The 26,509-nt window shown below is 64.2% G+C and carries 20 protein-coding genes; 6 read left to right on the forward strand and 14 right to left on the reverse strand.

Annotated elements, in window-relative coordinates:
* Positions 1–123: 123 nt before the first annotated feature.
* Together JLK41_RS13790 and ppsA are read right to left on the reverse strand one after the other, a co-directional pair.
* The gene (locus tag JLK41_RS13790) at positions 124–1,113 is read right to left on the reverse strand and encodes an alpha/beta fold hydrolase (RefSeq protein ID WP_210389154.1); all 990 of its coding nucleotides are present in this window, start codon (positions 1,111–1,113) and stop codon (positions 124–126) included.
* Between the two features lie 207 nt (positions 1,114–1,320).
* On the reverse strand, positions 1,321–3,693 hold the full coding sequence (gene ppsA, locus JLK41_RS13795) for a phosphoenolpyruvate synthase (protein ID WP_037047680.1): 2,373 nt from the start codon (positions 3,691–3,693) through the stop codon (positions 1,321–1,323).
* Between ppsA and JLK41_RS25565 the strand changes: the two genes are divergently transcribed.
* The 3 genes from JLK41_RS25565 (at position 3,640) to JLK41_RS13805 (ending at position 5,407) form a co-directional block, all read left to right on the forward strand.
* The gene (locus JLK41_RS25565) at positions 3,640–3,855 is read left to right on the forward strand and encodes a hypothetical protein (protein WP_371923154.1); all 216 of its coding nucleotides are present in this window, start codon (positions 3,640–3,642) and stop codon (positions 3,853–3,855) included. The genes ppsA and JLK41_RS25565 overlap by 54 nt on opposite strands.
* An 86-nt stretch (positions 3,856–3,941) precedes the next feature.
* Positions 3,942–4,760 (forward strand): posphoenolpyruvate synthetase regulatory kinase/phosphorylase PpsR, encoded by an 819-nt coding sequence (gene ppsR / locus JLK41_RS13800; RefSeq protein WP_037047682.1) that lies wholly within the window; start codon positions 3,942–3,944, stop codon positions 4,758–4,760.
* Positions 4,761–4,777: 17 nt separating this feature from the next.
* Positions 4,778–5,407, forward strand: coding sequence for a LysE family translocator (locus JLK41_RS13805; RefSeq protein ID WP_134677892.1), 630 nt, complete (start codon positions 4,778–4,780; stop codon positions 5,405–5,407).
* 5 nt (positions 5,408–5,412) lie between these two features.
* Here the strand turns inward: JLK41_RS13805 and prpF are convergent, their stop codons facing one another.
* The 5 genes from prpF to JLK41_RS13830 form a co-directional block, all read right to left on the reverse strand.
* Entirely contained in the window at positions 5,413–6,600 is a 1,188-nt protein-coding gene (gene prpF, locus JLK41_RS13810; protein WP_179554232.1) for a 2-methylaconitate cis-trans isomerase PrpF, read from the reverse strand.
* Positions 6,601–6,764: 164 nt separating this feature from the next.
* Entirely contained in the window at positions 6,765–9,386 is a 2,622-nt protein-coding gene (acnD, locus tag JLK41_RS13815) for a Fe/S-dependent 2-methylisocitrate dehydratase AcnD (protein WP_425321822.1), read from the reverse strand.
* Between the two features lie 2 nt (positions 9,387–9,388).
* The gene (gene prpC, locus JLK41_RS13820; protein ID WP_037047700.1) at positions 9,389–10,546 is read right to left on the reverse strand and encodes a bifunctional 2-methylcitrate synthase/citrate synthase; all 1,158 of its coding nucleotides are present in this window, start codon (positions 10,544–10,546) and stop codon (positions 9,389–9,391) included.
* Positions 10,547–10,576: 30 nt separating this feature from the next.
* Complete coding sequence (prpB, locus tag JLK41_RS13825; protein ID WP_037047702.1) at positions 10,577–11,464, reverse strand: methylisocitrate lyase; 888 nt, start codon at positions 11,462–11,464, stop codon at positions 10,577–10,579.
* Positions 11,461–12,198 (reverse strand): GntR family transcriptional regulator, encoded by a 738-nt coding sequence (locus tag JLK41_RS13830; RefSeq protein WP_037047704.1) that lies wholly within the window; start codon positions 12,196–12,198, stop codon positions 11,461–11,463. Before JLK41_RS13830 ends, prpB begins: the two co-directional genes overlap by 4 nt.
* A 304-nt stretch (positions 12,199–12,502) precedes the next feature.
* On the opposite strand from JLK41_RS13830, the gene rloA reads away from it, so the two are divergent.
* Genes rloA through JLK41_RS13845 form a run of 3 tightly spaced genes read left to right on the forward strand, consistent with a single transcriptional unit; the run spans position 12,503 to position 15,562 of the window.
* Entirely contained in the window at positions 12,503–13,039 is a 537-nt protein-coding gene (gene rloA, locus JLK41_RS13835) for a retropepsin-like aspartic peptidase RloA (protein ID WP_037047706.1), read from the forward strand.
* A gap of 5 nt (positions 13,040–13,044) precedes the next feature.
* Positions 13,045–14,571 (forward strand): osmotic stress tolerance membrane protein RloB, encoded by a 1,527-nt coding sequence (gene rloB / locus JLK41_RS13840; RefSeq protein WP_037047708.1) that lies wholly within the window; start codon positions 13,045–13,047, stop codon positions 14,569–14,571.
* A gap of 4 nt (positions 14,572–14,575) precedes the next feature.
* Positions 14,576–15,562: an alpha-L-glutamate ligase-like protein gene (locus tag JLK41_RS13845; protein ID WP_037047711.1), complete on the forward strand. Its 987-nt coding sequence runs from the start codon at positions 14,576–14,578 to the stop codon at positions 15,560–15,562.
* A 73-nt stretch (positions 15,563–15,635) separates the two neighbouring features.
* On the opposite strand, the gene JLK41_RS13850 is transcribed toward JLK41_RS13845, so the two are convergent.
* The 7 genes from JLK41_RS13850 to JLK41_RS13880 all read right to left on the reverse strand — a co-directional run bounded on the left by JLK41_RS13850 (position 15,636) and on the right by JLK41_RS13880 (position 26,380).
* The gene (locus JLK41_RS13850) at positions 15,636–16,787 is read right to left on the reverse strand and encodes a MalM family protein (protein WP_210389155.1); all 1,152 of its coding nucleotides are present in this window, start codon (positions 16,785–16,787) and stop codon (positions 15,636–15,638) included.
* Positions 16,788–16,791: 4 nt separating this feature from the next.
* On the reverse strand, positions 16,792–18,381 hold the full coding sequence (locus tag JLK41_RS13855; protein ID WP_210389156.1) for an outer membrane protein transport protein: 1,590 nt from the start codon (positions 18,379–18,381) through the stop codon (positions 16,792–16,794).
* Between the two features lie 18 nt (positions 18,382–18,399).
* Positions 18,400–19,404, reverse strand: a complete 1,005-nt coding sequence (locus JLK41_RS13860) for a transporter (protein WP_047593118.1) — start codon at positions 19,402–19,404, stop codon at positions 18,400–18,402.
* Positions 19,405–19,442: 38 nt separating this feature from the next.
* Positions 19,443–20,204, reverse strand: a complete 762-nt coding sequence (locus JLK41_RS13865; protein WP_037047722.1) for a C39 family peptidase — start codon at positions 20,202–20,204, stop codon at positions 19,443–19,445.
* 84 nt (positions 20,205–20,288) lie between these two features.
* A complete protein-coding gene (locus JLK41_RS13870) occupies positions 20,289–20,711 on the reverse strand; it encodes a DUF6160 family protein (protein ID WP_037047726.1) in 423 nt (140 codons plus the stop codon).
* 234 nt (positions 20,712–20,945) lie between these two features.
* Positions 20,946–23,669: a helix-turn-helix transcriptional regulator gene (locus tag JLK41_RS13875; protein ID WP_210389157.1), complete on the reverse strand. Its 2,724-nt coding sequence runs from the start codon at positions 23,667–23,669 to the stop codon at positions 20,946–20,948.
* Positions 23,666–26,380 (reverse strand): winged helix-turn-helix domain-containing protein, encoded by a 2,715-nt coding sequence (locus JLK41_RS13880; protein ID WP_210389158.1) that lies wholly within the window; start codon positions 26,378–26,380, stop codon positions 23,666–23,668. The genes JLK41_RS13875 and JLK41_RS13880 overlap by 4 nt, the downstream gene beginning before the upstream one ends.
* Positions 26,381–26,509 lie beyond the last annotated feature (129 nt).

Consider the following 26,509-nt stretch of genomic DNA (forward strand, 5'->3'; position numbering starts at 1 on the left):
TTCAGCGCAATGCGGCTGCGCCCGGCGAACGAGTGACTGGCAACAAATCCTGAAAATGACCGGCTGCGCCTGATGCGTCACATATTAGCGTCAAGCGCGCCATGAAGAAACGCCCGCAACCCCTCAAGCGTCCTGGCTGGCGCCTCGCTCGGCGAAGCCATCGGGCAATCGCAGGTGCTGCAACCAGTATTCGGCGAGCGGCCATACCTCGCGCTGCGCCTCCTTGCTGACCAGCATCTCGATATGGCCGAAATCGCTGGAGAAGCCAGCCGTCTTGGCCAGCAGGAGAAACTCCGAGTCCGCCGCCGAGCACTGCTCGAGCAGCTTGCGACAAGCCCAGGCAGGGTCCTGGTGGTCGCCGGCGGCACTCACCGCGAGCAGCGGCAGGCGCACCTCGGCAAGCCCGGCCCACCAGTCCCGCTCGTCGTCGGCGAAACGCCCGAACAGGCGCAACCAGCGCAGGGTTTCCAACGCCAGCCCGACGGGCTCGTCCTCGGGACCGCGTTTGAGACGCCGCCCGGACAGGTAGGGAAAGGCACGCAACAACAGGCGGCTGCCCCACTCCACCGGCGGGATCTTAAGCGGCCAGTAGATGCGACTGATCTGACTGCCGAACAGTGCCGCCGAGCGCGCCCGTGCCTCGTCGAGATAGCCACCGCCCAAGGCGGCGGCCAGGATCACCCCGCCCAGCGAGTGACCGATCCAGTGCGGCACCTGACCACTCTGCTCGAAGATGAAGTCGGCGATGGCCGGCAGGTCGTAACGTACGTACTGGGCCACGCTGTTGCTGCTGTAGCACTCGTTGCGCGGCGACAGGCCATGACCGCGCATTTCGGCGATCCACACATCGAAACCGGCCCGCGCCAGGTGCGCGCCCAGGCCGATGCCCTTGGGCGAGTACCAGAAGCGTCGGTTGGAGAAGCTGCCATGCAGCAGCACCACGGGCACCCCACGGCCACCCTCGTGGCGGGCCGGCCCGAGACGCGTGAGCGCCAGCTCGACACTCGGGTCCGGGCTGTTGTTGGGCTTGAGAAGGTAGATGTCCTCACTGAGGTCGCCACGCAACTCGGCGCTGATCAGAGATACCGGGAAAAGCTCACTACTGCTCTGCATGGACCACGGAGACCACAATGGCGCTGAACGGCATGCGAAAGAACTGCCGAAAGCAATTCATGCCGCCGTCAGCGACGGACCAGGGGGCTGCCTGCTCGGATGGCAGGCAACGAAAACCGTCGGGAGCGTCTGCACGATCGCTTTCGACGGCCTGAAAAGCAAAAAAAGGGCGGGATCAACCCGCCCTTCTTCGGTCGATCGCGAGGCTTAGGCCGGTTGGGCCTCGGCCAGGAAGAACCAGGTGTCGAGTACCGAATCCGGGTTCAGCGACACGCTCTCGATGCCCTGCTCCATCAGCCAGCGCGCCAGGTCCGGGTGGTCCGACGGGCCCTGACCGCAGATGCCGATGTACTTGCCCGCCTTGTTGCAGGCGGCAATGGCGTTGGCCAGCAGCTTCTTCACCGCCGGGTTACGTTCATCGAACAGGTGCGCGACGATGCCGGAGTCGCGATCCAGGCCCAGGGTCAGCTGGGTGAGGTCGTTGGAACCGATGGAGAAACCATCGAAGAACTCCAGGAACTCATCGGCCAGCAGGGCGTTGGACGGCAGCTCGCACATCATGATGACCTTCAGGCCATCCTGACCACGGGACAGACCATTGCTGGCCAGCAGCTCGACCACCTGGCTGGCTTCGCCGAGGGTACGCACGAACGGCACCATGATCTCGACGTTGGTCAGGCCCATCTCGTTGCGCACTTTCTTCAGTGCGCGGCACTCCAGCTCGAAGCAGTCGCGGAACGACTCGCTGATGTAGCGCGAGGCACCACGGAAGCCGAGCATCGGGTTCTCTTCTTCCGGCTCGTACAGCTTGCCGCCGATCAGGTTGGCGTATTCGTTGGACTTGAAGTCCGACAGGCGCACGATGACCTTCTTCGGCCAGAACGCGGCGGCCAGGGTGCTGATGCCCTCGACCAGTTTCTCGACGTAGAAGTCGACCGGGTCACCGTAGCCGGCGATGCGCTTCTCGACGCTGTCCTTGATCTCCGGCGGCAGGCCGGCGAAGTTCAGCAGCGCTTTCGGGTGCACGCCGATCATGCGGTTGATGATGAATTCCAGGCGGGCCAGGCCCACGCCCTCGTTGGGCAGTTGGGCGAAGTCGAAGGCGCGGTCCGGGTTACCGACGTTCATCATGATCTTGAACGGCAGGTCCGGCATGGCGTCGACCGAGTTCTTGCGAATGTCGAAGCCCAGTTCGCCTTCGAAGATGAAACCGGTGTCGCCTTCGGCGCAGGAAACGGTGACGCCCTGGCCGTCCTTCAGCACGCTGGTCGCGTTGCCGCAGCCAACCACGGCCGGAATGCCCAGTTCACGGGCGATGATCGCCGCGTGGCAGGTACGCCCGCCACGGTTGGTGACGATGGCGCTGGCGCGCTTCATCACCGGCTCCCAGTCCGGGTCGGTCATGTCGGAGACCAGCACGTCGCCCGGCTGGACCTTGTCCATCTCGGAGACGTCGTGGATCACGCGGACCTTGCCGGCGCCGATGCGCTGACCGATGGCGCGACCTTCCACCAGCACGGTGCCCTTCTCTTTCAGCAGGTAGCGCTCCATCACGGTGGCGCTGGAACGGCTCTTCACGGTTTCCGGACGGGCCTGCACGATGTACAGCTTGCCGTCGTCACCGTCCTTGGCCCACTCGATGTCCATTGGGCGGCCGTAGTGCTTCTCGATGATCAGGGCCTGCTTGGCCAGCTCGCTGACCTCGGCATCGCTGATGCAGAAACGGGCGCGCTCGGCGCGGTCGACTTCCACGGTCTTGACCGAGCGGCCGGCCTTGGCTTCGTCGCCATAGACCATCTTGATCGCCTTGCTGCCCAGGTTGCGACGCAGGATCGCCGGGCGACCGGCTTCCAGGGTCGGCTTGTGCACGTAGAACTCGTCCGGGTTGACCGCACCCTGGACCACGGTCTCGCCGAGGCCGTAGGCGCCGGTGATGAACACCACGTCACGGAAGCCGGACTCGGTATCGAGGGTGAACATCACGCCGGCGGTGCCGGTTTCCGAACGCACCATGCGCTGCACGCCGGCGGACAGGGCGACCAGCTTGTGGTCGAAGCCCTGGTGCACGCGGTAGGCGATGGCGCGGTCGTTGAACAGGGAGGCGAACACCTCCTTGGCGGCGCGGATCACGTTGTCCACGCCACGGATGTTGAGGAAGGTCTCCTGCTGGCCGGCGAAGGACGCGTCCGGCAGGTCTTCGGCGGTAGCGGAGGAACGCACGGCAACCGCCATGTTGTCGTTGCCGGCGCTCATGGCGGCGAAGGCTTCGCGGATCTCGGCATCGAGACGGGCCGGGAATTCGGCGTCCATCACCCATTGGCGGATTTCTGCGCCGGTCTTGGCCAGGGCGTTGACGTCATCGACGTCCAGCGCATCCAGTGCGGCGTGGATGCGCTCGTTCAGGCCGCTCTGCTCGAGGAAATCGCGATAGGCCTGGGCGGTCGTGGCGAAACCACCGGGAACCGAGACGCCGGCACCCGCCAGATTACTGATCATCTCGCCGAGGGATGCGTTTTTGCCCCCCACATGCTCTACATCGTGGACGCCGAGCTTATCGAGGGAAACTACGTACTCTACCAAGGTGATCTCTCCACTAGAATGTTGGAAAAGCTCAGAACTCGCGTGAAGCCCGCTGCACTTAGGCCCTGCAGGGCTCCAGCTGGCAGCCTTCACGCAAATTCTCGGGGGGCTGGACGCTCCGGCGACAGGTTGCCGCAAGATTGTGGCCTTGCCCTTGAATAAGTAACAATGCCAGACCCCATGGGGCCGGCGAAAAACGCGGCCTATCATAGCCAAGAATCGAACTCAGCTTAAGGCCTTTGGCGCAAATGAAACGAACCGCTTTCTTCATCTCCGACGGCACCGGCATCACGGCCGAAACCCTGGGCCAGAGCCTGCTCGCGCAGTTCGAGAACATTCAATTCACCAAACTGACCCGCCCTTATATCGACAGCGTCGAAAAAGCGCGCGCCATGGTACAACAAATCGATGCCGCTGCCGAAAGAGACGGCATGCGCCCGATCATCTTCGACACCATCGTCAACCGTGACATTCGTGCGATCCTCGATACCGCGAATGGTTTCATGATCGACATCTTCTCCACCTTTCTCTCGCCGCTGGAGCAGGAGTTGAGTTCGCACTCCTCCTATTCCGTCGGCAAGTCGCACTCCATCGGCCAGAACTCCAACTACATGGAGCGCATCGAGGCGGTGAACTTCGCCCTGGACAACGACGATGGCGCCCGCACCCACTATTACGACAAGGCCGACCTGATTCTGGTCGGCGTGTCACGCTGCGGCAAAACGCCCACCTGCCTGTACATGGCCATGCAGTACGGCATCCGCGCCGCCAACTATCCGCTGACGGAAGACGACATGGAGCGCCTGCAGCTGCCCGAGTCGCTGAAGAAGTACCGCGACAAGCTGTTCGGCCTGACCATCGACCCGGATCGCCTCACCGCCATCCGCCACGAGCGCAAACCCAACAGCCGCTACGCCAGCTATGCGCAGTGCGAGTTCGAGGTGCGCGAGGTGGAGAGCCTGTTCCGCCGCGAGAACATCGCCTTCATCAACTCCACGCACTTCTCCGTGGAAGAGATTTCCGCCAAGATCCTGGTGGAAAAAGGCGTGGAACGCCGTCTCAAATAACCTGCCGCGAGCCCGCCATGACGCTCAACGATGCCGTGCTGTTCGCCCCGATCGCCCTGCTGATCGCCATCACCCCGGGGCCCAACAACTTCTGCGCGATGAACAACGGTATCCGTCATGGTGTGACGACCGCCGTACTGGCGACCACCGGGCGGGTTATCGCATTCGCTTTCTTCCTGCTCATTTCGGCGGTCGGCCTCGGCGCCATGCTGATGGCCTCCGAACAGCTGTTCACCGCGATCAAGTGGATCGGCGCCGCCTACCTGCTCTACCTGGGTGTCAGCGCCTGGCGCAGCCGCGCCTTCGCCCTGGACGAACAGCAAGGTCTGACGCAACCCAGGCGCACCCTGTGGCTGGCGACGCGCCAGGAATTTCTCATCGGCATCAGCAACCCCAAGGCCATCCTGTTGTTCGCGGCGATCTTCCCGCAGTTCATCCGCCCCGATCAGCCTGCCGCCGAGCAGTTTCTCTACCTGGGCACGACCTATCTGCTGGCGGAGTACGCCGCTTCGCTGCTCTATGCGCTGTTCGGCCTGCAGATTCGCCGCCTGATCCGCAGTGCCCGTGGCGTGCGCAACCTGAACCGCACCACCGGCGCCTTCTTCGTCGGCGCCGGCGGCCTGTTGCTGGGTACCAGCCAGCACTGAGCGACTCAGAAGCTGTCGCCCGGCACCCGTACCCAGCCTTCCATCAGGATGCGCGCGCTGCGGCTCATCACCGCCTTGGTCACCGCCCACTGACCCTCGACCTGCCGGGCCTCGGCACCGACGCGCAAGGTGCCGGACGGATGGCCGAAGCGCACCGCTTCACGCTCACCACCTCCGGCGGCCAGGTTGACCAGGGTCCCCGGCACCGCCGCCGCCGTGCCGATGGCCACCGCACAGGTGCCCATCATGGCGTGGTGCAGCTTGCCCATCGACAGCGCACGCACCAGCAGGTCGATCTCGCCGGCCTGCACCTGCTTGCCGCTGGAGGTGCGGTAATCCTTGGGCGGGCTGACGAAGGCGATCTTCGGCGTGTGTTGACGGGTCGCAGCCTCCTCGGCAGTCGCGATCAGGCCCATGCGCAGCGCACCGGCGATGCGGATCTGCTCGAAACGCGCCAGCTGCGCCGGGTCGCCATTGATGGCCTCGCGCAGCTCGGTGCCCTGGTAGCCGATGTCCTCGGCATTGACGAACACCGTGGGGATACCGGCGCTGATCAGGGTCGCCTTGAAGGTGCCGATGCCAGGCACCTCCAGGTCGTCGACGAGGTTGCCGGTGGGGAACATCGAGCCCCCCTCCTCGCCATCGTCGGACGGGTCGAGGAACTCCAGCACGATCTCCGCCGCCGGAAAGGTCACGCCATCCAGCTCGAAATCGCCGGTTTCCTGTACCTGGCCGTTGCTGATCGGCACATGGGCGATGATGGTCTTGTGAATGTTGGCCTGCCAGATGCGCACCACGCAGGTGCCGTTCTGCGGGATCCGCGCAGGGTCCACGAGGCCGGCATGGATGGCGAACGCCCCCGCTGCCGTGGACAGGTTGCCGCAGTTGCCGCTCCAGTCGACGAAGGCCTTGTCGATGGAGACCTGGCCATAGAGGTAATCGACATCGTGCTCCGGCTGACTGCTGGCCGACAGAATCACGCATTTCGACGTGGACGAGGTCGCACCGCCCATGCCATCGATATGCGCCGAATAGGGATCAGGACTGCCGATGACGCGCATGAACAACCGGTCACGCGCCTCGCCCGGCACCTGGCAGCGCTCGGGCAGATCCTGCAGGCGAAAGAACACGCCCTTGCTGGTACCGCCACGGATATAGGTAGCGGGGATTTTCACTTGCGGCAGATGAGCCATGAGTGCAGTCCTGAAAAAGTGGCCCGGATGCAATCCGGGGCAAGCAGATTTGGTCATGCCCGGATTGCATCCGGGCTACGTGCCAGACGCCGGGTGGATGGCGCTTTCCATCCACCGTGGCGGATTCCACGGTAGATGAATGAGCCGTGATCCACCCTGCGAGGTCAGGCCACCGCGCCTTCGAGGAAGTCCTTGGCAAAGCGCTGCAGCACACCACCGGCCTTGTACACGCTGACATCGGCAGCGGTATCCAGGCGGCAGGTCACCGGCACCTTGAGCACTTCACCGTCATGGCGGTTGACCACCAGGGTCAGCTCGCAACGCGGCGAGATCTCGCCTTCGATGTCGTAGGTCTCGGTACCGTCCAGGCCCAGGGTCAGGCGCGTGGTGCCCGGCTTGAACTCCACCGGCAGCACGCCCATGCCCACCAGGTTGGTACGGTGGATGCGTTCGAAGCCTTCGGCGACGATCACTTCCACGCCAGCCAGGCGCACGCCCTTGGCCGCCCAGTCGCGCGAGCTGCCCTGGCCGTAGTCGGCACCGGCAACGATGATCAGGTTCTGCTTGCGGTTCATGTAGGTTTCGATCGCCTCCCACATGCGCATGACCTTGCCTTCCGGCTCCACGCGGGCCAGCGAGCCCTTCTTGACCTGCCCGTCGACCACGACCATCTCGTTGACCAGCTGCGGGTTGGCGAAGGTGGCACGCTGCGCGGTCAGGTGATCGCCACGGTGGGTGGCGTAGGAGTTGAAGTCCTCCTCCGGCAGGCCCATCTTCGCCAGGTACTCGCCCGCCGCCGAGTCCGCCAGGATGGCGTTGGATGGCGACAGGTGGTCGGTGGTGATGTTGTCCGGCAGGATCGCCAGCGGACGCATGCCCTTGAGCGTGCGCTCGCCAGCCAGCGCGCCTTCCCAGTACGGCGGACGACGGATGTAGGTGGACATCGGTCGCCAGTCGTACAGCGGGCTTTCCGCCTCCTGCACGCTACCGAGGTCGAACATCGGAATGTAGATCTGGCGGAACTGCTCCGGCTTCACGCTGGCGGCGACGATGGCGTCGATCTCCTCGTCGCTCGGCCAGAGGTCCTTCAGGGTGACCGGATTGCCGTTGGCATCGGTACCCAGCGCGTCCTGCTCGATATCGAAGCGCACGGTGCCGGCGATGGCGTAGGCCACCACCAGCGGCGGCGAAGCGAGGAAGGCCTGCTTGGCATAGGGATGGATGCGCCCGTCGAAATTGCGGTTGCCCGAGAGCACGGCGGTGGCGTACAGGTCGCGGTCGATGATCTCCTTCTGGATCTGCGGATCGAGCGCACCGGACATGCCGTTGCAGGTGGTGCAGGCGTAGGCGACGATGCCGAAGCCGAGCTTCTCCAGCTCCGGCAGCAGGCCGGCCTCTTCCAGATACAGCCTGGCGACCTTCGAGCCTGGCGCGAACGAGGTCTTCACCCAGGGCTTGCGTACCAGCCCCAGGGCATTGGCCTTCTTCGCCACCAGACCGGCCGCGACGACGTTGCGCGGGTTGGAGGTGTTGGTGCAACTGGTGATGGCCGCGATGATCACCGCGCCGTCGGGCATCAGCCCCTCGGCTTCCTCGCCCTTGCCGGACTGCAGCTTGGCTTCATCGGCGATGCCGCGCTCGGCCAGGGCCGAGGTCGGCAGGCGTCGATGCGGGTTGGACGGCCCCGCCATGTTGCGCACCACGCTGCCCAGATCGAAACGCAGTACCCGCTCGTACTCCGCGCTTGTCAGCGCATCGCTCCACAGCCCCAGGGTCCTGGCGTAGTGCTCGACCAGCGCCACCTGCTCCGGCTCGCGACCGGTGAGCTTGAGGTAGTCGATGGTCTGCTCGTCGATGTAGAACATCGAGGCCGTGGCACCGTATTCCGGGCACATGTTGGAGATCGTCGCGCGGTCGCCGATGGACAGGCTGTCGGCCCCTTCGCCGAAGAACTCGACGTAGGCACCCACCACGCGCTCCTTGCGCAGGAATTCGGTCAGAGCCAGGACGATATCGGTGGCGGTGATGCCCGGCTGGCGTTTGCCGGTCAGCTCGACGCCGACGATATCGGGCAGGCGCATCATCGATGGATGGCCGAGCATCACGGTCTCGGCCTCCAGGCCGCCGACGCCGATGGCGATCACGCCCAGCGCATCGACGTGCGGCGTGTGCGAGTCGGTGCCGACGCAGGTGTCGGGGAACGCGATGCCGCCACGCGCCTGGATCACCGGGCTCATTTTCTCCAGGTTGATCTGGTGCATGATGCCGTTGCCGGCCGGGATCACATCGACGTTCTTGAACGCGGTCTTGGTCCAGTCGATGAAGTGGAAGCGATCCTCGTTACGACGGTCCTCGATGGCGCGGTTCTTCTCGAACGCATCCGGATCGAACCCCGCTGCCTCCACGGCCAGGGAGTGGTCGACGATCAGTTGCGTCGGTACCACCGGGTTGACCTTGGCCGGGTCGCCGCCCTTGTCGGCGATGGCATCGCGCAGGCCGGCCAGGTCGACCAGCGCGGTCTGGCCCAGGATGTCGTGGCACACCACGCGCGCCGGATACCAGGGGAAGTCCAGGTCGCGCCGGCGATAGACCAATTGCTCCAGCGACGCCGTCAGGTCCTGCGACTCGCAGCGGCGCACCAGCTGCTCGGCGAGCACGCGCGAGGTGTAGGGCAGCTTGCTCCAGGCGCCGGCCTGGATCGCCTCGACCGCCTCACGGGCGTCGAAGTAATCCAGCGCGGTACCGGGCAAGCGCTTGCGGTATTGGCTATTCACGGTGTCGGTCATGATTATTTACGATCCTTGAGCGGCACGAACTTCAGGTCTTCGGGGCCTGTGTAGTTGGCGCTCGGGCGGATGATCTTGCCGTCGATGCGCTGCTCGATGACGTGCGCGGACCAGCCGGCGGTGCGGGCGATGACGAACAACGGGGTGAACATCGCGGTGGGCACCCCCATCATGTGGTAGCTGACGGCGCTGAACCAGTCGAGGTTGGGGAACATCTTCTTGATGTCCCACATCACGCTCTCCAGGCGCTCGGCGATGTCGTACATCTTGCTGTTGCCCTGCTCCACCGAGAGCTCGCGAGCCACTTCCTTGATCACCTTATTGCGCGGGTCGCTGACGGTATAGACCGGGTGACCGAAGCCGATCACCACCTCCTTGCGCTCGACCCGGGCACGGATGTCGGCCTCGGCTTCGTCCGGGCTGTCGTAGCGCTTCTGCACTTCGAAGGCCACCTCATTGGCGCCGCCGTGCTTCGGCCCGCGCAGTGCACCGATGGAGCCGGCGATGCAGGAGAACAGGTCCGAGCCGGTGCCGGCGATCACCCGCGAGGTGAAGGTCGAGGCATTGAACTCGTGCTCGGCGTACAGGTTGAGCGAGGTGTGCATGGCACGCACCCAGGACTCGCGCGGTTTCTCGCCGTGCAGCAGATGGAGGAAGTGGCCGCCGATGGAGTCATCGTCGGTGTCCACCTCGATACGCTTGCCGTTGTGGCTGTAGTGGTACCAGTACAGCAGCGCCGAACCCAGCGAGGCCATCAGCTTGTCGGCGATGTCGCGGGCACCCGGATGGTTGTGATCGTCCTTCTCCGGCGCCAGGCAACCGAGCACGGACACCGCGGTACGCATCACATCCATCGGATGCGCCGACGGCGGCAGCTGCTCCAGCGCGGCCTTCACCCCGGCCGGCAGGCCACGCAGCGCCTTGAGCTTGGCCTTGTATCCGGCCAGCTCGGCGACGTTCGGCAACTTGCCGTGGACCAGCAGGTGGGCGATTTCCTCGAATTCGCAGCGATTGGCGAAATCGAGCACGTCATAGCCGCGGTAGTGCAGGTCGTTACCGGTGCGGCCAACGGTGCACAGCGCGGTGTTGCCGGCGGCGGTGCCGCTCAGGGCGACGGACTTCTTCGGTTTGAAGCCAGGGGTGGTTTCAGTGGCACTCATGGTTATCTCCTCGAATCCTTGTTCTTGTCTTTATTTCTTGCCGGCGGCGAACAGCGCATCGAGCTTCTGCTCGAAGGCGTGGTAGCCGATGCGGTCATAGAGCTCGGCACGGGTCTGCATCAGCTCGATCACGTCCTTCTGATGGCCGTTCTGGCGAATCGAGGTGTAGACACTCTCGGCTGCCTTGTTCGCCGCGCGGAAGGCGGACAGCGGATAGAGCTGGATGGCGACGCCGACCGAGGCCAGTTCGTCGCGGGTGAACAGCGGCGTGGCACCGAACTCGGTGATGTTGGCCAGTACCGGTACGTTCAGCGCATCGACGAAACGCTTGTAGGTCGGCAGGTCGTACGCTGCCTCGGCGAAGATGCCGTCGGCACCGGCCTCGACGTAGGCCTGGCAGCGCTCGATGGCGGCGTCCACGCCTTCGGCCTGGATGGCGTCGGTACGGGCGATGAGGAAGAAATCGGGGTCGGTCCTGGCGTCTGCGGCGGCACGCACGCGGTCGACCATTTCTTCGCAGGAGACGATTTCCTTGCCCGGACGGTGACCGCAGCGCTTGGCGCCGACCTGGTCCTCGATGTGCGCTGCGGCGGCACCGGCCTTGATCAGGTTCTTGATGGTGCGCTCGATGTTGAAGGCGCTGGGACCGAAGCCGGTATCGATGTCCACCAGCAGCGGCAGGTCGCAGACATCGGTGATGCGCCGCACGTCGGTCAGCACGTCATCCAGGGTGTTGATGCCCAGGTCCGGCAAACCGAGGGAGCCGGCCGCCACACCACCGCCGGACAGATAGATGGCGCGAAAGCCCGCGCGCTTGGCCAGCAGCGCGTGGTTGGCATTGATCGCACCGATTACCTGCAGCGGACTCTCGATGGCGAGGGCCTGGCGGAAACGCTGGCCGGCGGAAAGCTGAGTCATGAATCACCTCGGGTCTTGGATGGAGTGGTGAGCGCGCCCTGCCCGTTCTGGGCAACGTAGTGGCGCTCGATGTTGCGCTTGGAGGCGCCGATATGACGGCGCATCAGCAGTTCAGCCAGTTCGCCGTCACGCTCGGCGATGGCATCGAGAATGCGGTGATGCTCGGCGAACGCCTGGCGCGGCCGGTTGGGCGTCGCGGAAAACTGCAGGCGGTACATGCGCACCAGCTGATACAGCTCGTCGCAGAGCAGCTTGGCCAGGGTGCGATTGCCGCTGCCCTGGATGATCCGGTAGTGGAAGTCGAAGTCGCCTTCCTGCTGGTAGTAGCCGACCCCCGCCTTGAAGGCGGCGTCCTGCTCGTGCAGTTCCAGCACCCGGCGCAGCTCGTCGATTTCCGTCTGCGTCATGCGTTCGGCAGCCAGGCGGCAGGCCATGCCTTCCAGCGATTCGCGGATCTCGTACAGCTCGATCAGCTCGGCATGGCTCAGCGATACGACCCGCGCCCCCACGTGCGGGACGCGCACCAGCAGCTTCTGTCCCTCCAGGCGGTGAATCGCCTCGCGCAACGGGCCGCGACTGATGCCATAGGTACGCGCCAGCTCCGGCTCGGAGATCTTGCTGCCAGGAGCGATCTCGCCCTTGACGATGGCCGCCTGGATCAAGCGAAAGACATGCTCGGAAAGTGTTTCCGAATCCGCCTGAGGCGTGACCAGTTCATTCGATTCGAGCAGCATGATTGTCGACACCAGAGCATTTCTATAGGTGCAAAACTACGCTCAAAAGCCGAACCAGTCAAAGCAGACCAAAGTATTGTCGACAATATTTTCAACTCAGCCAGGTCTGAAAAGCGCGACCTTACTTGCAGAAAGCTACATAAGCGTCTGTCAGCATGGAAAATCCCCATGCTAGAATTCGCCGAACTCAAGCCCGGCCAGCGTCCGCTGCCTCGCCTGCTAGACTTCATGGCGGACAAGTGTCTGGCAGGATGCCTCCAGGCGCTGTTCATCACCCTCTTCTGGCAAGACCTCTCAAGGACTCATGAGACTGAAACCCTTCTCCTTGCTGCTCTGCCTGTTGACCCTGTCCTGCCCTGCTCTGGCCATGGGCAAGTCTGTCTATGGCCTGAACGAATACATCTACATCGAAGAGCTCGACCTCCAGGTGGCAGCCAAGCTCGACACCGGCGCCAAGACCGCCTCGCTCAGCGCCCGAGACATCGAACGCTTCAAACGCGACGGGGAAACCTGGGTGCGTTTCGTGCTGGCCATCGACGACACCCACGAGCGCACGATCGAGCGCCCTCTGGCGCGTATCAGCAAGATCAAACGCCGTGCCGGCGACTACGATCCGGACGAGGGCAAGACCTACACCGCGCGCCCTGTAATCGACCTTGAACTGTGCATGGGGCAGGCCCTGCGCACAATTGAAGTGAACTTGACCGACCGAAGTGCATTCCAATACCCGCTTCTGATCGGCTCCGAAGCCCTCAAGCATTTCGGTGCCATGGTCGATCCAAGCCTAAAATATGCAGCTGGAAAACCCGGCTGCACCGATGACGCAACCCCTGGCGAGTAATTCCCATGCGCTCTCTGAACCTGCATCTGAAAGTCCTGATCACCCTGCTGGTGACCCTGGGCGTTCTGATTACGGCATACCAAATCTTCATTCTCGGCATCCCGGTGACCGAGGACGAGACCGACGATCTGTGGAACATCGACGCCAAGGTCGAGTTTCAGGCCAGCCCGCGTGAGCCGGTCAAGCTGCAGATGTTCGTACCGCCGCTGAACCAGGATTACGTGAGCCTCAACGAGAGTTTCATCTCCAACAACTATGGCGTCAGCGTCAACCGTGTCGACGGCAATCGCCGCGTCACCTGGTCGGCCCGTCGCGCCAACGGCAAGCAGACCCTCTACTACCGCCTGGTGCTGACCAAGCGTTACAGCGGCGAGCAGGCACCTGCCAAGGGGCCGATCTTCCGTGACAGCATTGCCGTGGAAGGCCCGGAGAAGATCGCTGCAGAAGCGCTGCTCGCGCCGATCCGCCAGCACTCCGCGGATGTCGAGACCTTCATCAGCGAGACCATCAAGCGCGTCAACAACGCCAACGACGACAACGTCAAGCTGCTGCTCGGCGGCGACGCGTCCACCGTCAACAAGGCCAAGGTCGTCGAGCTGCTGCTGTCCATCGCTCACGTGCCGATGGAACGCGTGCACACCATTCGCCTGCAGGCCGAGGTCGCCCAGTCGCCCGAGCTGTGGCTGCGCAGCTTCAATGGCCAGAAATGGCTGTACTTCAATCCCGAATCCGGCGAGCAGGGTCTGCCTGCCGATCGCCTGGTCTGGTGGATCGGTGACGAAGAGCTGGTCAACCTCGAAGGGGGTCGTCAGGCCCAGGTCAGCTTCAGCCTGAACAACAGCGAGATGAATGCCATCCGCCTGGCCAAGCTGACCGACGAGAACACCGACGCCAGCTTCCTCGAGTACTCGCTGTACGGCCTGCCCCTGCAGACCCAGCAGACCTTCATGATCATGGTCATGATCCCGATCGGCGTACTGGTGATCCTCATCCTGCGCAACCTGGGTGGCCTGCAGACCCTGGGGACCTTTACCCCGGTGCTGATCGCCCTGGCCTTCCGCGAAACCCAGCTGGGCTTCGGCATCTTCCTGTTCACCGTGATCACGGCGCTCGGCCTGTCGTTGCGCTCCTACCTGGAACACCTGAAGCTGCAGATGCTGCCACGCCTGTCGGTGGTGCTGACCTTCGTGGTGGTGCTGATCGCCGCCATCAGCCTGTTCAGCCACAAGCTGGGTCTGGAGCGCGGCCTGTCCGTCGCCCTGTTCCCGATGGTGATCCTGACCATGACCATCGAACGCCTGTCGATCACCTGGGAAGAGCGCGGCGGCGGCCATGCCTTCAAGGTCGCCATCGGTACCCTGTTCGCCGCCACCGTCGCACACCTGCTGATGATGGTTCCGGAGCTGGTGTACTTCGTGTTCACCTTCCCGGCGATCCTGCTGATCCTGGTGGGCTTCATGCTGGCGATGGGTCGTTACCGCGGCTATCGCCTGACCGAACTGTTCCGTTTCAAAGCCTTCCTCAAGGACTAAGACCATGTTCGGCCTGATCAAGACGTGGAAGGCCCTTGAAGCCAAAGGCATCATGGGCATCAACCGACGCAATGCGGACTACGTGCTGAAGTACAACAAACGGCACCTGTACCCCATCGTCGACGACAAGATCATCACCAAGGAACGCGCCATCGAAGCCGGTATCGATGTACCGGAGCTGTACGGCATCATCGATACCGAGAAAGGCATCGACAAGCTCGACCAGATCATCGCCGGGCGCAACGACTTCGTCATCAAGCCGGCGCAGGGCGCTGGCGGTGACGGCATCATGGTGATCGCGGACCGCTTCGAGGATCGCTTCAAGACCGTCTCCGGCAAGATCGTCAGCCATGAGGAGCTGGAACAGCAGATTTCCAGCATCCTCTCCGGGCTGTACTCGCTCGGTGGCCACCGCGATCGCGCGCTGATCGAGTACCGCGTGACCCCGGACACCATCTTCAAGAGCATCAGCTACGAGGGCGTACCGGATATCCGCATCATCGTGCTGATGGGCTACCCGGTGATGGCGATGCTGCGCCTGCCAACACGGCAGTCCAGCGGCAAGGCCAACCTGCACCAGGGCGCCATCGGCGTCGGTGTCGACCTGGCCACCGGCGTCACCCTGCGCGGCACCTGGCTGAACAACAAGATCAGCAAGCACCCGGACACCACCAACGCGGTGGATGGCGTGCAACTGCCGAACTGGGATGGCTTCATGAAGCTCGCCGCCGGCTGCTACGAGCTCTGCGGCCTGGGCTACATCGGCGTGGACATGGTCCTGGACCAGGACAAGGGGCCGTTGATCCTCGAACTCAACGCCCGCCCGGGCCTGAACATCCAGATCGCCAACGACTGCGGTCTGACCCATCGCGCCCACGCGGTGGAGGCCCACCTGGAAGAGCTGAAAGCCAAGGGTCTGCAGGAAGACGCCGAGGAACGCGTACGCTTCTCCCAGGGCTTGTTCGGCCACGTCGTCAGCAAGGAAGTCTGACGCCCAAGCCTCCCTGTCTTGCAGGGAGGCTGCTGCCCGCCCGCGCATGGCGGGTAGCCCCCCACACCTCCCCTTAGCGCATGATCGCCAGCTCGAAGGCCCCTTCATCGGCATGCGCATGGCGCTGCATGCCCGCCTCATCCACCGCCAGCGCCTGCAAGGGGCGCTTGAACGGTTTGTTGTCGAGCGTCTGCAGGCTGCGGTCCTCGTCGGTGGTGATCAGCAGCACGTAGCGCTCGCCGCGTTCGGCACGCACCTGCACCGTCCCCTCGATGAAGGCGTAGCGGTACCAGGTTTCCGGGTGCAGCTGATACACCGCATCGCTGACCAGCCGGGTCGGCTGCTTGGCTTCATCGAGAAACAGCAGTGACGGATAGACCACCTGGCGATTGGCGAAACTGCGCACCCGCAAGCCATAGCTGCGCCGTGATGCCGGCAGTTTCACGGCCGCGTAGTAGCTGCGTCCCATGGGAAAATCGAAGCTCGGCGAGAAGCGGTCCAGCTCCTCGTAACGCGGCTCTTCGGCCGAAAGCACGGTGAAATCGCTGTCGCGCAACTGGCCACAGCAGCGTGTCGACAATTCACTGTACAGCCCGTCACCACGCGACTGGCTGCCGGCGAGCAACGCCTGCATGGCGGCGGTCGGTTGCCCGTCGAGCATGGGGAGCGCCGGCTTGCTGCGCTCGAACTCGATCTGCCGGCCTTCGCTGTAACGAACGCTGGAGGGCGCCTCGACGTCGGAGCGGCCAGAGCGCGTCGGGACGGATGAGTTGTGCATGCGCCCCTGCTCGTCGACCCAGGTGTAGTAAGGGCTGTCGGAGGTACCCCGGGAGAAACCACGACCTTCCAGCACCTCCGAGTCGATGTAGTCCCCTGCCCGCTCGCCACTGGCCAGCACGTGGTCGTTCCCGGACGCGCCAGCGACCTGTGCACCGGCATAGAAGCTGTTCTGCAGCTGGCCATTGCCATCGACCCAGGTGAAATAGCGGCGCTTGCTCTCCCCGGTGCTCGGCGCACTCCCCGGCCAGGTGCCGCCCTCGCCCAGGCGGGCCTGGTCGCTTTTTTCCGCATGCAGCCTCGCCTGACGTTGCTGCTCGGCGAAGCGTGTATCGACGAAGGTGTTGTGCACCCGGCCCTGCTCGTCGACCCAGGTCAGATAACGGCTGCTGGCGTCGGCCTGCCAGGCGACGGGCAGGAGCAACAGAGCGAACGCGAGCCTGCGCATGGTCTCAGAACCTCGAGGTGTAGGTCATGGAGAAGATGTAGGCCTTGACCGTGGTTTCCACGTTGAGCCCGGCGTAAGGGTTGTAGACCAGGTTGTCCAGGCCTTCGCAGCTGACGTTGCAACTGCTGCCCGCCGGAATGTTTTGCTTGGAAACGAAGTAGTTAAAGCCGATATCGATGGTGCTGTCCTTGTCCCAGCGGTACCCCAGACCCAGGCCGTAGAGATCGGCATCGCCGACCGGCGCCAGCACGTCTGCCTTGTTCTCGGGAATGGCCGAGGGGCGGTACTCGTAGCCGGCGCGCAAGGCCAGGCGATCATTGACGTCGTACTGCACGCCGACACCCCAGCTCCAGGTGTCACGATAGCCACGGTCGAGAATGATGCTGCGACTGGTGGCGTTACCGCCACCGAAGGTCGTGGCGATGCGCAGCAGATCCAGCTCGCGGTCGAACTCGATCTCGAACTTGTTCCAGTCACTGTAATCGACCCAGCGCAGGTCCAGGTTGAACTGCCACTTGTCGAAGGGGCGCACCTTGATACCGGTGCTGAAGGCGTCCGGATAGGTCAGTTTCAAGGACGCGTTGCCGGCCTCCTGGTCGACCCCATAAGGGAAGATCGGGTTGAGTATCTGGCCAAACAGCGAGCCTTGCAGGCCCGACCAGAAGCCTGCCCAGTCCTCGCTGTAGTCGATGCGGTACTTGCCCTTGAGGTTCATCCGCGCCTCGCTCTGGTAGGTCGCCCCCCAGGCGAACCAGTCGGTCGGCTCCCAGAGAATACCCAGGTTGTAGCTCGGCGACAGGCTCTGTTCGAGGTCGAGATCGAGGTTGGCCAGCGAGTCGAACGGGCCGATCTTGCCGCTGCAGACATTGATGAGCGCGCCGATGAAGTCATCCAGCCCCGGCAGGCACAGCGCTTCGTTGAGAACGCGGGTCAGACCGGTGAGCATGCCAGGGTTGCGGAAGTCCTGGTTGAGCGCCACCGCCTGGTGAGAGAAGCCGATGGACAAGCCCAGGGACAGCTCGTCGTTGACCTGGTAGGCCAGCGACGGCGAGAAGTAGGTGATGCGCTGCAACGACACCTGGCGCCCCTGGAAACGGCCCGGATCGTCGTCCGAGTCTCGTGAATAGCCCAGCGCCATCGGTGCGTAGACATTGGTGGCGAAGGTGAACTTCGAGCCTGGCGGGTTGATCGACAACCCCGCCAGCGGCGCCACCAGGAGCGGCAGTTCGGTCATCCCGCCGACGCCGGGCAGGTACATGGTAGGCGTCAGCGTGCGGCTGCTGGAGTTCTTGAACGGGTCGTCGTCGTAGCCCATGAAGCCATAGCCTTCGCGGGCCTCGAACTTGGCGCGAATGTCCATCACCCCACTGAGCAGCTTGACCGTCGTCTGCCGCCCCTTGAGCTTGCTCAGGGCGGCCGGGTTGTAGTGCACGGCATCGATGCCGGTGGAGTCGGCGGTCACGGCGTTGCCCATGGCCATGGCCTTGGGGTTGCCGATGGTCAGGTTGTTGGCCAACTGCGCCTGTGCGGGCAGGACGCAAGCTGCGACCAACCCGACCAGCAGCAGCGCCTGCAGCTTGGCAAGATGATTCATATCCGGTTCGCTCGCTGCTTACTCGGCCTTGAGGCCCTTGATATCAAGGGGCATGGAGATCCCGAGCAGGACATCGGGCGAATCTTCGGTCATGCCGAAACCGGCATTGACGTTGACGATGGTGTTCGGCGCGGTGCGCAGGCCCAGCGAGAAGTTCATCACCGCACTGGTCTGTTCGTTCCCTTCCAGCGTGACGTCGCTGAACTTGAACGTCGGCGCCAGGTTGTGCGCCATCTGCAGCGATGTCGCCAGCGAGACGTCGTAGGACAGCGCGTAGGCGAAGCCCATGCTCAGCGACAGGCTGGAGCCGGGCTCGACCTCTTCCAGCAGGCGGCCGCCACGCACCTGGTCGGCATCGCGGATCGGCAGGTTGTAGGTGTAACCCAGCGAACCGAACAGCACCACCGGGTCGATCACGTAGGACATGTTGGCGCCGACGCCCAGGCTGTAGTAGCCGTTTCCGGTGGCCAGGCCATCGTCGAGGCTGACGTCGTAGGGGCTGTCCCCCGTCGGCAGGCCGAGGGTGGCGAACAGGGTGGTGACCGGCCGGCCGCGCTCGGACGACCAGGGTTGCCAGCGCAGGCTGGCGGAGACGTCGCCAAGGCTGTAGGTGCTGAGGTCGCGCTCGGTGTCGTACTTGGCCAGGAACGGCACACGCATGCTGAAGGTGAGGTTGTCCCAGACGCCGTAGTCGAAGGTGAAGGAGTTGGTGAAGGTGTGCTGCGCCTCGCTCTGGCCGATCACGCTGTAGACGTTCTCCCCGGTGCGCACGGTCTGGATCTGCGTATCGCGCAGCAACGAGTAGTCGAAGCCGTAGGTCAGCGTACGCTCGCCCTTCTTGAGCAGCGTGTAGCTCTTCTCGGCGGCCTGGAACACCTCTTCCAGCGCTTTGGCGCTGTCGGCGTCATCGTCCTTCTTGGTCAGCGCATCACGCGCATCGTCGACCGTGGCCTCCTCGGCCAGGACCGGTTGTGCTGCAGCAAGCGCCAGCATGGCCAGCCATGCGTACCCCCAAACTCCCATGACGCTATCCCCAGATCGTTGTTGTTATGCCGGGTGAATCACTTGCGGCGAATGTACTGGATGTCGCCTCCCGACCCTAAGCGGTCGGCCTGATTCGTGGTGAACTTGGCCATCTGCGGAAACTCGCGGAAAGCCAGCATGCTGATGGTGCGGTCATCGATGATGCGCAGGTCACGGTCGGTCAGCGCCATGGCGTTGGCCGGCTCATTGCCACTGGGAAAGATCACGAACAGGACGTTCTGATCCCATATCTCCTCGAAACGCACGCGGGTGAAACTGATGTTGCCCAGCGCCGGGTCGGCGATGAACACGTGGTCGTTGTAGACATCGCGCACCACCACGAAATGTTTGAAGCCGGCGTACTCGATCGGCACGATGGCCGGGTGTTCGAGCTGCGCAAGGTCATCGAACGCAGCCCGGAAACCGCCGCTCTTGTAGCCCAGGGCGGTGACGAAGCGCTTCATGTCGAGCAACGAAAAACCGCGCCGCTCGACGATCTTTTCCGCCTCGCCGAAATGCAGCAGCCCCTCCATCACCTGGCGCTCTTCCAGGTTGCGCCCCAGGAAGTAGTCGAGCAGCGTGGTCAGAGCCGCGGACCCGCAGCTGTAGTCGTAGGCCTGGCGAATCACGTTGCGAAACTGCAACTGACTCATCGGCTCCAGCACCACCGACTCGCGCAGCGGGCCATTGGGCAGCAGCGGCTGGGTGATGTTCACCGTCCCGGCTGGCTGCGGCTTGGTGTCGACAGCCTCGGTGAAACCGTACAAACCGATCAGGCTGCCCACGAGAATTTCGATCATTGGTCAATCCGCGACTGCATACAACGAGACAGGAGCCCGGCCGCGAACAGCGGCAGAGCTCCTGCGGATCAGCTCAAGCGAGGATCAATGCCCCCAGATCTTGACGGTGGAGCCGGCCATGTCGAGACCGTTGATGGCGACGCCACCAATGGTGCCGTTGCCGATCTTCACGGCGTCCACGGCGACACCGCCGTTGATGCCCGGCAGGCCGATTTCCAGCTTGTTGTCGACCACGTCGACGGTCAGCGGGTTGGCTTCGTCGATGTTGAAGCCGGACAGGGTGACGGTGTTCAGGCTCAGGCTGTTGCTGCCGTCGCTGACACCGGTTTCGGTATCGGTGTAGACGATCGAACCGATGGTGGCATCGAAGTTACCGGCGATGCTGATACCAGCCTGACCGGTGACGCCGGCCAGGTCGGAGTCATCCAGCGCTTTCAGGTCGGCCTGGGCCACGAACGGAACAGCCATGACGGCGGCGGCAAGAGCGAGTTTTTTCAGGGTCATCATTGTTGTTATCTCCACAGTTCAAATGGGGGGGCCCCGGGCTCTGCCGGTGACGTCCTGTCACGAGCAGCCTGATCGGCTCATGCCGATCACCAGACCTGTCGCGGCTTCCCTAGGTACGCCAGGTTTGGATTCACGCAGCGCATGGCGCTCCGAGATGGCTACAAGCTACTGATCCACCCTGCCCCTGCCAGCCCATCCAAGGGATGGAGCAGGTAGGACGGTCCTCAATTCCCGTCATGCCTCACTAAGCAATCCCAGGCTCTTGCCCTTGAGCACGGCCTGGGTACGACTGCGTACCCCCAACTTGGAAAACAGGTTGTGCAGATGCCATTTGATGGTGGCCTCGGACAGGTGCACCGCCTGGGCGATGTCGCGGTTGGAGAGGCCGGCGGCCACGAGCCGCAGGATCTCCCGCTCGCGGTGGCTAACATCCTGATTTTCCTCGAAACTTTCAGGATCGATGGACAGCCGGCGACACTGCTCGCGAAGCATCTCGGCCACGCCCTGCCAGGCCGCAGCCGGCTTCGGCTCGGCCTCGTGCCAGGCTTCCCAGAGCGGCAGCAACCAGATGGCGTCGTCCTGGAACAGACGGCGGTAGCCACATTGCCAGGCCTCTTCAAGGGTCGCGCGCAGCAGGGTGAAGGCCTTGTCGCTGTTACCTTTGCGCCAGTACGCCACAGAAAGTAACAAGCTCAGGCGCAAGCGCCGGTCACGCTGATGCTCGGCCCCCTGTTTGGCCAGGCAGGCCTCCAGGCTGGCTTGTGCCTTGTCCACGCGCCGATCGCTCAATGCCAGGCGCGCCTGACTCAGTGCCAGCGCGGTGTGCGCGTCGCCGTAACGCTCGATGGGCAGCGCCGCCAGGTGGCGCTCCAGCTGCAGATAGATGCGCTGCGCCTCGTTGGGCCGGCGCAGCCACAGGAGAAACTGCACCTTGCAGCCCATGCCGATGGCGAACACCCGTTCATAGCCCGGCCCCTGCAAGCCCGCCAGCCATTCGTCCAGCTCTTCCAGACCCTGCTCGGCAGCCCCGGCGAAGAAGCGTGCCCGCGCCATGACCAGCTTGCCGCGACTGATCAGCTCCACCGGTGTCGCCACGTCGCGCCAGGTCGTGGCCAGCGGCAATTCGGCGAGTATCGCGCCATGCCGGTCCTGCTCGTACAGCAGATCGGCATAGGCCAGTCCCAGCGGACCACCGACCCGACTGCGGCGGCCGAACACCTGTTCCACACGGGCGCGTGCGGTTTCGGCGAGGGCCCGGCCGCGCTCCAGCTCGCCATATTCCTTGCAGATCAGCGCCTCGATCAGGCTGGCCATCACGTGCAGGTACTCGCTCTCGCACTGACGCAGATTCTCGCGGGCCACGGCAATCGCCTTGGCCGCCTCGCCGAACTCGCCCAGCAGCGCGAATGCCGCCGCCTGCACGCAGGCCAGGCTGGCGCGGAACACCGGCTGGTTCTGCGGCACCAGGGCCAGCCAGTGGCCGGCGACCTTGAGGCAGGCTTCGAGCTTGTCCTGATACAGCAGCACCAGCGCCTTGAGCACCTGGGCAGCCGCCAGCAGCTCGATCAGACCGAAATGCATGCCCTTGCCGCGGCCCTGGGTCAGGCGCGTGCTGACCTCCTCGATCAACGCCTCGGATTCGGCGAACTTCTGCTCGAAGGCCAGCTGCCAGGCATAGAAGATCTGGAACACTGGCTGCTCGGCGATCACCACCGGGGGAATGTCCTTGAGAATGGCGAGGATGCCGTAGACCCGGTTGCCGGCGATCAGGCGCGCGCCCTGGCGCTCCAGAAGCTCGGCGGCAAAGCCGTAGTCACGGGCGCGCAGGGCGTACTTGATCGACTTGTCGGCCAGGTCACGCCCTTCGCACCAGCGCGCAGCCGCATGCAGCAGGTGTGCGGGATCGCCGCGCCTGGCCAGGCGCCCCTGCAGGAACTCGGCGAACAGGTGGTGATAGCGGAACCATTCGCCCTGCTCGTCCAGCGGGATCACGAACAGCTGCTCGCCCTGCAGGCGGCGCAGCATCTCGGCGCCGTCCTGGCGACCCGTCAGGGCATTGCACAGTGGCGCGTTGAACTCGTCGAGCACCGAGGTCTGGTCGAGAAACAGCTGCACGGGTTCCGGCAGGCTGGCGACGACGTCCTCGGCCAGGTAATCGGCGATGTTGCGCTCGGCGCCCGACAATCCGGCAAGAAAGGCTGCCCGATCACGCTGCCGTGGCAAGGCCAGTGCCGCCAGATGCAGCGCGGTGATCCAGCCTTCGGTGCGGGCGTACAGCTGGTTGAGCTCACTCTCCTCCAGGGCAAGGCGCTTGATGTCACGGAAATACGCGGCGGTTTCCGCACGGGTCAGGCGCAGGTCTTCCGCCTTGAGCCAGAACGCCCAGGCGCCAAGCGATGGCGGCTCTTCGAGAAAACGGGGTTGATAGCGCGTGCTGACCACCAGCCGCACATGCCTGGGCAGGCGCTCGATCAGGTAGCGCGAGCCCTGGCCAAGGGATGGATGACGAATGCGGTGGAAGTCGTCGAGCATCAGGTAGAGGTCTTCCCGCAGCGCCTTCAGGTCATCGAGAAAGGCATCGATGACCGCTTCCAGCGGCCAGCTGATCTCGCCCTGCAACAACGCCGAGGCGCTGCCGCCGAATCCGGGACAGGCGGCCTGCACGGCGGCCACGAGATACTGCAGGAACCTCGCCGGTTCACTGTCGCTTTCATCGCAGGACAGCCACGCGACTCTCGCGCCGTTCTGCTGCAGACGACCGCGCAGCTGGCTCAGCACGGTGCTCTTGCCGAACCCGGCAGGAGCGCTGAGGACGATCAGACGCTGCTCGCGCGCCTCCAGCAGACGCTCGAGCAATGCCGAGCGCTCCAGCAGCAGCGCGCCCTCGGCATGAACCGGATAAAGCTTGGTGCGCAGCAACGGCACACTGACCTGGCACACGGGATTATGGCTGTTCATGATTCCAGTAGACTCAGCTCGCGAGCACGGCGGATGGCTTGAGTGCGGTTACGCACCTTGAGTTTTTCGTAGATGTTGTGCAGGTGCCATTTGACCGTCCCCAGGGCCAGGGACAGCTGCTGACCTATCTCCTCGTTGGACATGCCCTTGGCCGCCAGACAGACCACCTCGCGTTCACGCTCGGTCAGCCCCTCCTCCAGCGTGTCCAGCGCCTGGCGTGACGCCTGCCCGGGCCAGGCGGACAGCAGGCTGCGAATGAAGGCCTGCAGCGCTGGCTGGCGCTCGGCCGACTCCAGCTGCTGGAGCAGTTGGCGAATCGCCTCGCCCTCCTCGATGAACAGGCTGCGCGCCTCTTCCCGTTCGGCGCCGATCAGGCACTGCACCAGCAGGCTCTGCGCACGCTCCTGATAGCCGAGCCGCTGGTAGCTCAGGGCCGCCAGCAGATCCAGGCGCAGGCGGTGCAGACCGTGCCAGCCGTTCTGCAACTGGCTGCGCAACTGGGTGATCTCGTGCAGGGCCTCGCTGAAGTGTCCGCGTGCCTGCTGCAGGCGAATGCGGCTGAGGCCGAGCGCCCAGAGCACCGGGTTGAAGCTGCGCTGGGTGTAGTGCGCGGCCAGCTTGTTCCAGTCGACCGATTTCAGGCGCTGCTCGGCGCGCTTGCTGCGGTCTGCCGTCGGCTCCTGCAGGGTCAGCGCGATCTCGTCGGCAACCGCCTGCACGTAGAAGCGCCAGGAATTGTTGCGCGCAGCCAGGTTCTGCATCAGCACCAGCGTCGCGCTGGCCTCCTTGGGCGCATCCTGCAGACGTTGCACCCGCGCCAGGCAGAGCATGGCCTGGGCGTAGAGATCGATGGGGTTGATCACGTCGACGGTCGCCAGCGCCCAGCGCAGTCGATCCTGCAGGCCGTCCAGGCGCCCCTGCTGGTAGGCGATCAGGCATTCGCTGATGGTCGGCAGGACCAGCGCACGCGAGCGCTCGCCGAACCAGGGCATCATCCGCGCCCGCAACTGCTCGAACAGCAGCTGCGCCTGCTTGACCCGCCCCTGTTCCAGACACAGCAGGATTTCCACGTTGGCCAGCTGCATGTCCAGGTAGCGGCCTTCGAGGAAGTGGTTGCGCTGCTGCGCCAGCGCCAGCAGCTTGCGCGCCTGCTCCGCCTGGCCAAGCATGACGTTGGCCAGCGCGCCGACGGTGAGTATCGCCACCTCGAGGAAGGCGGTGTGCTGACCAAGCTGCGCCTCGATGCGACGCGCCAGGCTGACGCAGGTATCCAGGTCGTCCTTCTGCAGGGCAATCACCGCCTTGATCGCCAGGGTCGCGAGCAGCTTGTCGCTGAGCGGCCCGCTGCTGCGCGACTCGCCCCAGCGCTCGAGCAGCTCGTCGAGCATGCGATTGGCTTCGTTCAAACCCAGCTCGGCAGCCCGCGCCCAGACATCGGCGAGCACCAGCACCGGGAAACGCAGGGCGATGTCGTCCGGTACGTGCTGGCGCCATTTGTAGATCAGGTTCAACTGCCCACGGTTGATCAGCTCCAGACCGCAGCCGTCGAGCAATGCCGCGAGCATCTCGGCATCCTCGGCGAGGCAGGCGTGCTCGATGGCCAGGTTCTGCATGTGGTGGTTGGTGAACCACAGGCTGGCGTTGAAATGCAGCTGTTTGAAGCGTTCGGGATCGCGCTCCTTGAGACGCGCGCGGAGAAATTCGGCGAACAGGTTGTGGAAGCGGTACCACTGCCGCTCACGGTCCAGCGGCAGGAGGAACAGCTGCATGGCTTCCAGTTCCTCCAGCAGCTGCTGGCCATCCTGACGCCCGCACAAGGCGTTGGCCAGATCACCGCTGAGCTGCTGGGCGATACCCAGCGCCAGCAATTGCTCCTGCCGCGCCTGCGGCAACTGTTCGAACACCGAGCGCAGCAGGTAGTCGCCTACCGCCGTCTGGTCGGCGCCCAGCTCCGCCATCCGCTGGGCGGGCTGCGGATGGTGCCTGAGCCACAGGCTGGCCAGGTGCACGCCCACCATCCAGCCCTCGGTGTGGCTGTACAGGGCCTTGAGTGCGTCAGGCTCCAGCTGCAGGCCGCTGCGCTCGAGATAGCTGCGCACCTCCTCGGGATTGAGGCGCAGCTCGTCGGCACCGAACTCCAGCAGCATGCCCTTGGCACGCAGGGTGGCCAGGCTCAGGGCCGGCTGCGAACGACTGCCGATGGCCAGGGTGAAGCTCGCCGGCGCCAGCTTGGCCAGGCGGTTGAGAGCGGCGAGCAGCTCCGGGTCCTGGAGCAGGTGCAGGTCATCGAGCACCAGCAGCAGCGGCTCGCTGCGCTGCGCCATTTCCGCCAGCAGGCTCTCCATCACGGCCTCGACCGGCACGCGCATGGTATTGCGCAGATAGCCCAGCGCATCCTCGCCGAGGCCCGGCAAGGCACGCCCCAGCGCGTCGATCAGTTGCTGGAAGAAGCGCACGGGATCGTCATCATCGGCGCTCAGCGATACCCAGGCCACGGCACCACCAGCCTCGCGGTGTCGCTCGGCCAGCACCATCAGGGCAGTGGTCTTGCCGAAGCCGGCAGGCGCGGAAAAAAGCACGAGGCGGGCATGGGGATGGGCTGACAGCGCAGCCTCCACCTGGGGTCTTAGCAGATACTCGGTGGATGCCTGGGGCGGCGAAAGTTTCGAACGCTGCAGGCTTCCAGCGGCTGGACCTATGACTTCATCCATAGCCAGGATCCCTTCATTAATTATTGTTCTGGTACAACGGTTCAACGTTCCGCAAGCACTCCATACTAATCAGCCCTGTGCGCCGGAGTAAACCCGGCAGAAGCTCTAGGATGAATGTTAGCGGCAGAC

Source organism: Ectopseudomonas khazarica, assembly GCF_017915135.1.
Lineage (GTDB): Bacteria > Pseudomonadota > Gammaproteobacteria > Pseudomonadales > Pseudomonadaceae > Aquipseudomonas > Aquipseudomonas khazarica.

Excerpts from the sequence above, each read along its gene's own strand:
- JLK41_RS13790 (WP_210389154.1), bottom strand. The coding sequence starts at position 1,113 with ATGCAGAGCAGTAGTGAGCTTTTCCCGGTATCTCTGATCAGCGCCGAG.
- JLK41_RS25565 (WP_371923154.1), top strand. The coding sequence starts at position 3,640 with ATGCTCTACATCGTGGACGCCGAGCTTATCGAGGGAAACTACGTACTC.
- ppsR (WP_037047682.1), top strand. The coding sequence starts at position 3,942 with ATGAAACGAACCGCTTTCTTCATCTCCGACGGCACCGGCATCACGGCC.
- JLK41_RS13805 (WP_134677892.1), top strand. The coding sequence starts at position 4,778 with ATGACGCTCAACGATGCCGTGCTGTTCGCCCCGATCGCCCTGCTGATC.
- prpF (WP_179554232.1), bottom strand. The coding sequence starts at position 6,600 with ATGGCTCATCTGCCGCAAGTGAAAATCCCCGCTACCTATATCCGTGGC.
- acnD (WP_425321822.1), bottom strand. The coding sequence starts at position 9,386 with ATGACCGACACCGTGAATAGCCAATACCGCAAGCGCTTGCCCGGTACC.
- prpC (WP_037047700.1), bottom strand. The coding sequence starts at position 10,546 with ATGAGTGCCACTGAAACCACCCCTGGCTTCAAACCGAAGAAGTCCGTC.
- prpB (WP_037047702.1), bottom strand. The coding sequence starts at position 11,464 with ATGACTCAGCTTTCCGCCGGCCAGCGTTTCCGCCAGGCCCTCGCCATC.
- JLK41_RS13830 (WP_037047704.1), bottom strand. The coding sequence starts at position 12,198 with ATGCTGCTCGAATCGAATGAACTGGTCACGCCTCAGGCGGATTCGGAA.
- rloA (WP_037047706.1), top strand. The coding sequence starts at position 12,503 with ATGAGACTGAAACCCTTCTCCTTGCTGCTCTGCCTGTTGACCCTGTCC.
- rloB (WP_037047708.1), top strand. The coding sequence starts at position 13,045 with ATGCGCTCTCTGAACCTGCATCTGAAAGTCCTGATCACCCTGCTGGTG.
- JLK41_RS13845 (WP_037047711.1), top strand. The coding sequence starts at position 14,576 with ATGTTCGGCCTGATCAAGACGTGGAAGGCCCTTGAAGCCAAAGGCATC.
- JLK41_RS13850 (WP_210389155.1), bottom strand. The coding sequence starts at position 16,787 with ATGCGCAGGCTCGCGTTCGCTCTGTTGCTCCTGCCCGTCGCCTGGCAG.
- JLK41_RS13855 (WP_210389156.1), bottom strand. The coding sequence starts at position 18,381 with ATGAATCATCTTGCCAAGCTGCAGGCGCTGCTGCTGGTCGGGTTGGTC.
- JLK41_RS13860 (WP_047593118.1), bottom strand. The coding sequence starts at position 19,404 with ATGGGAGTTTGGGGGTACGCATGGCTGGCCATGCTGGCGCTTGCTGCA.
- JLK41_RS13865 (WP_037047722.1), bottom strand. The coding sequence starts at position 20,204 with ATGATCGAAATTCTCGTGGGCAGCCTGATCGGTTTGTACGGTTTCACC.
- JLK41_RS13870 (WP_037047726.1), bottom strand. The coding sequence starts at position 20,711 with ATGATGACCCTGAAAAAACTCGCTCTTGCCGCCGCCGTCATGGCTGTT.
- JLK41_RS13875 (WP_210389157.1), bottom strand. The coding sequence starts at position 23,669 with ATGAACAGCCATAATCCCGTGTGCCAGGTCAGTGTGCCGTTGCTGCGC.
- JLK41_RS13880 (WP_210389158.1), bottom strand. The coding sequence starts at position 26,380 with ATGGATGAAGTCATAGGTCCAGCCGCTGGAAGCCTGCAGCGTTCGAAA.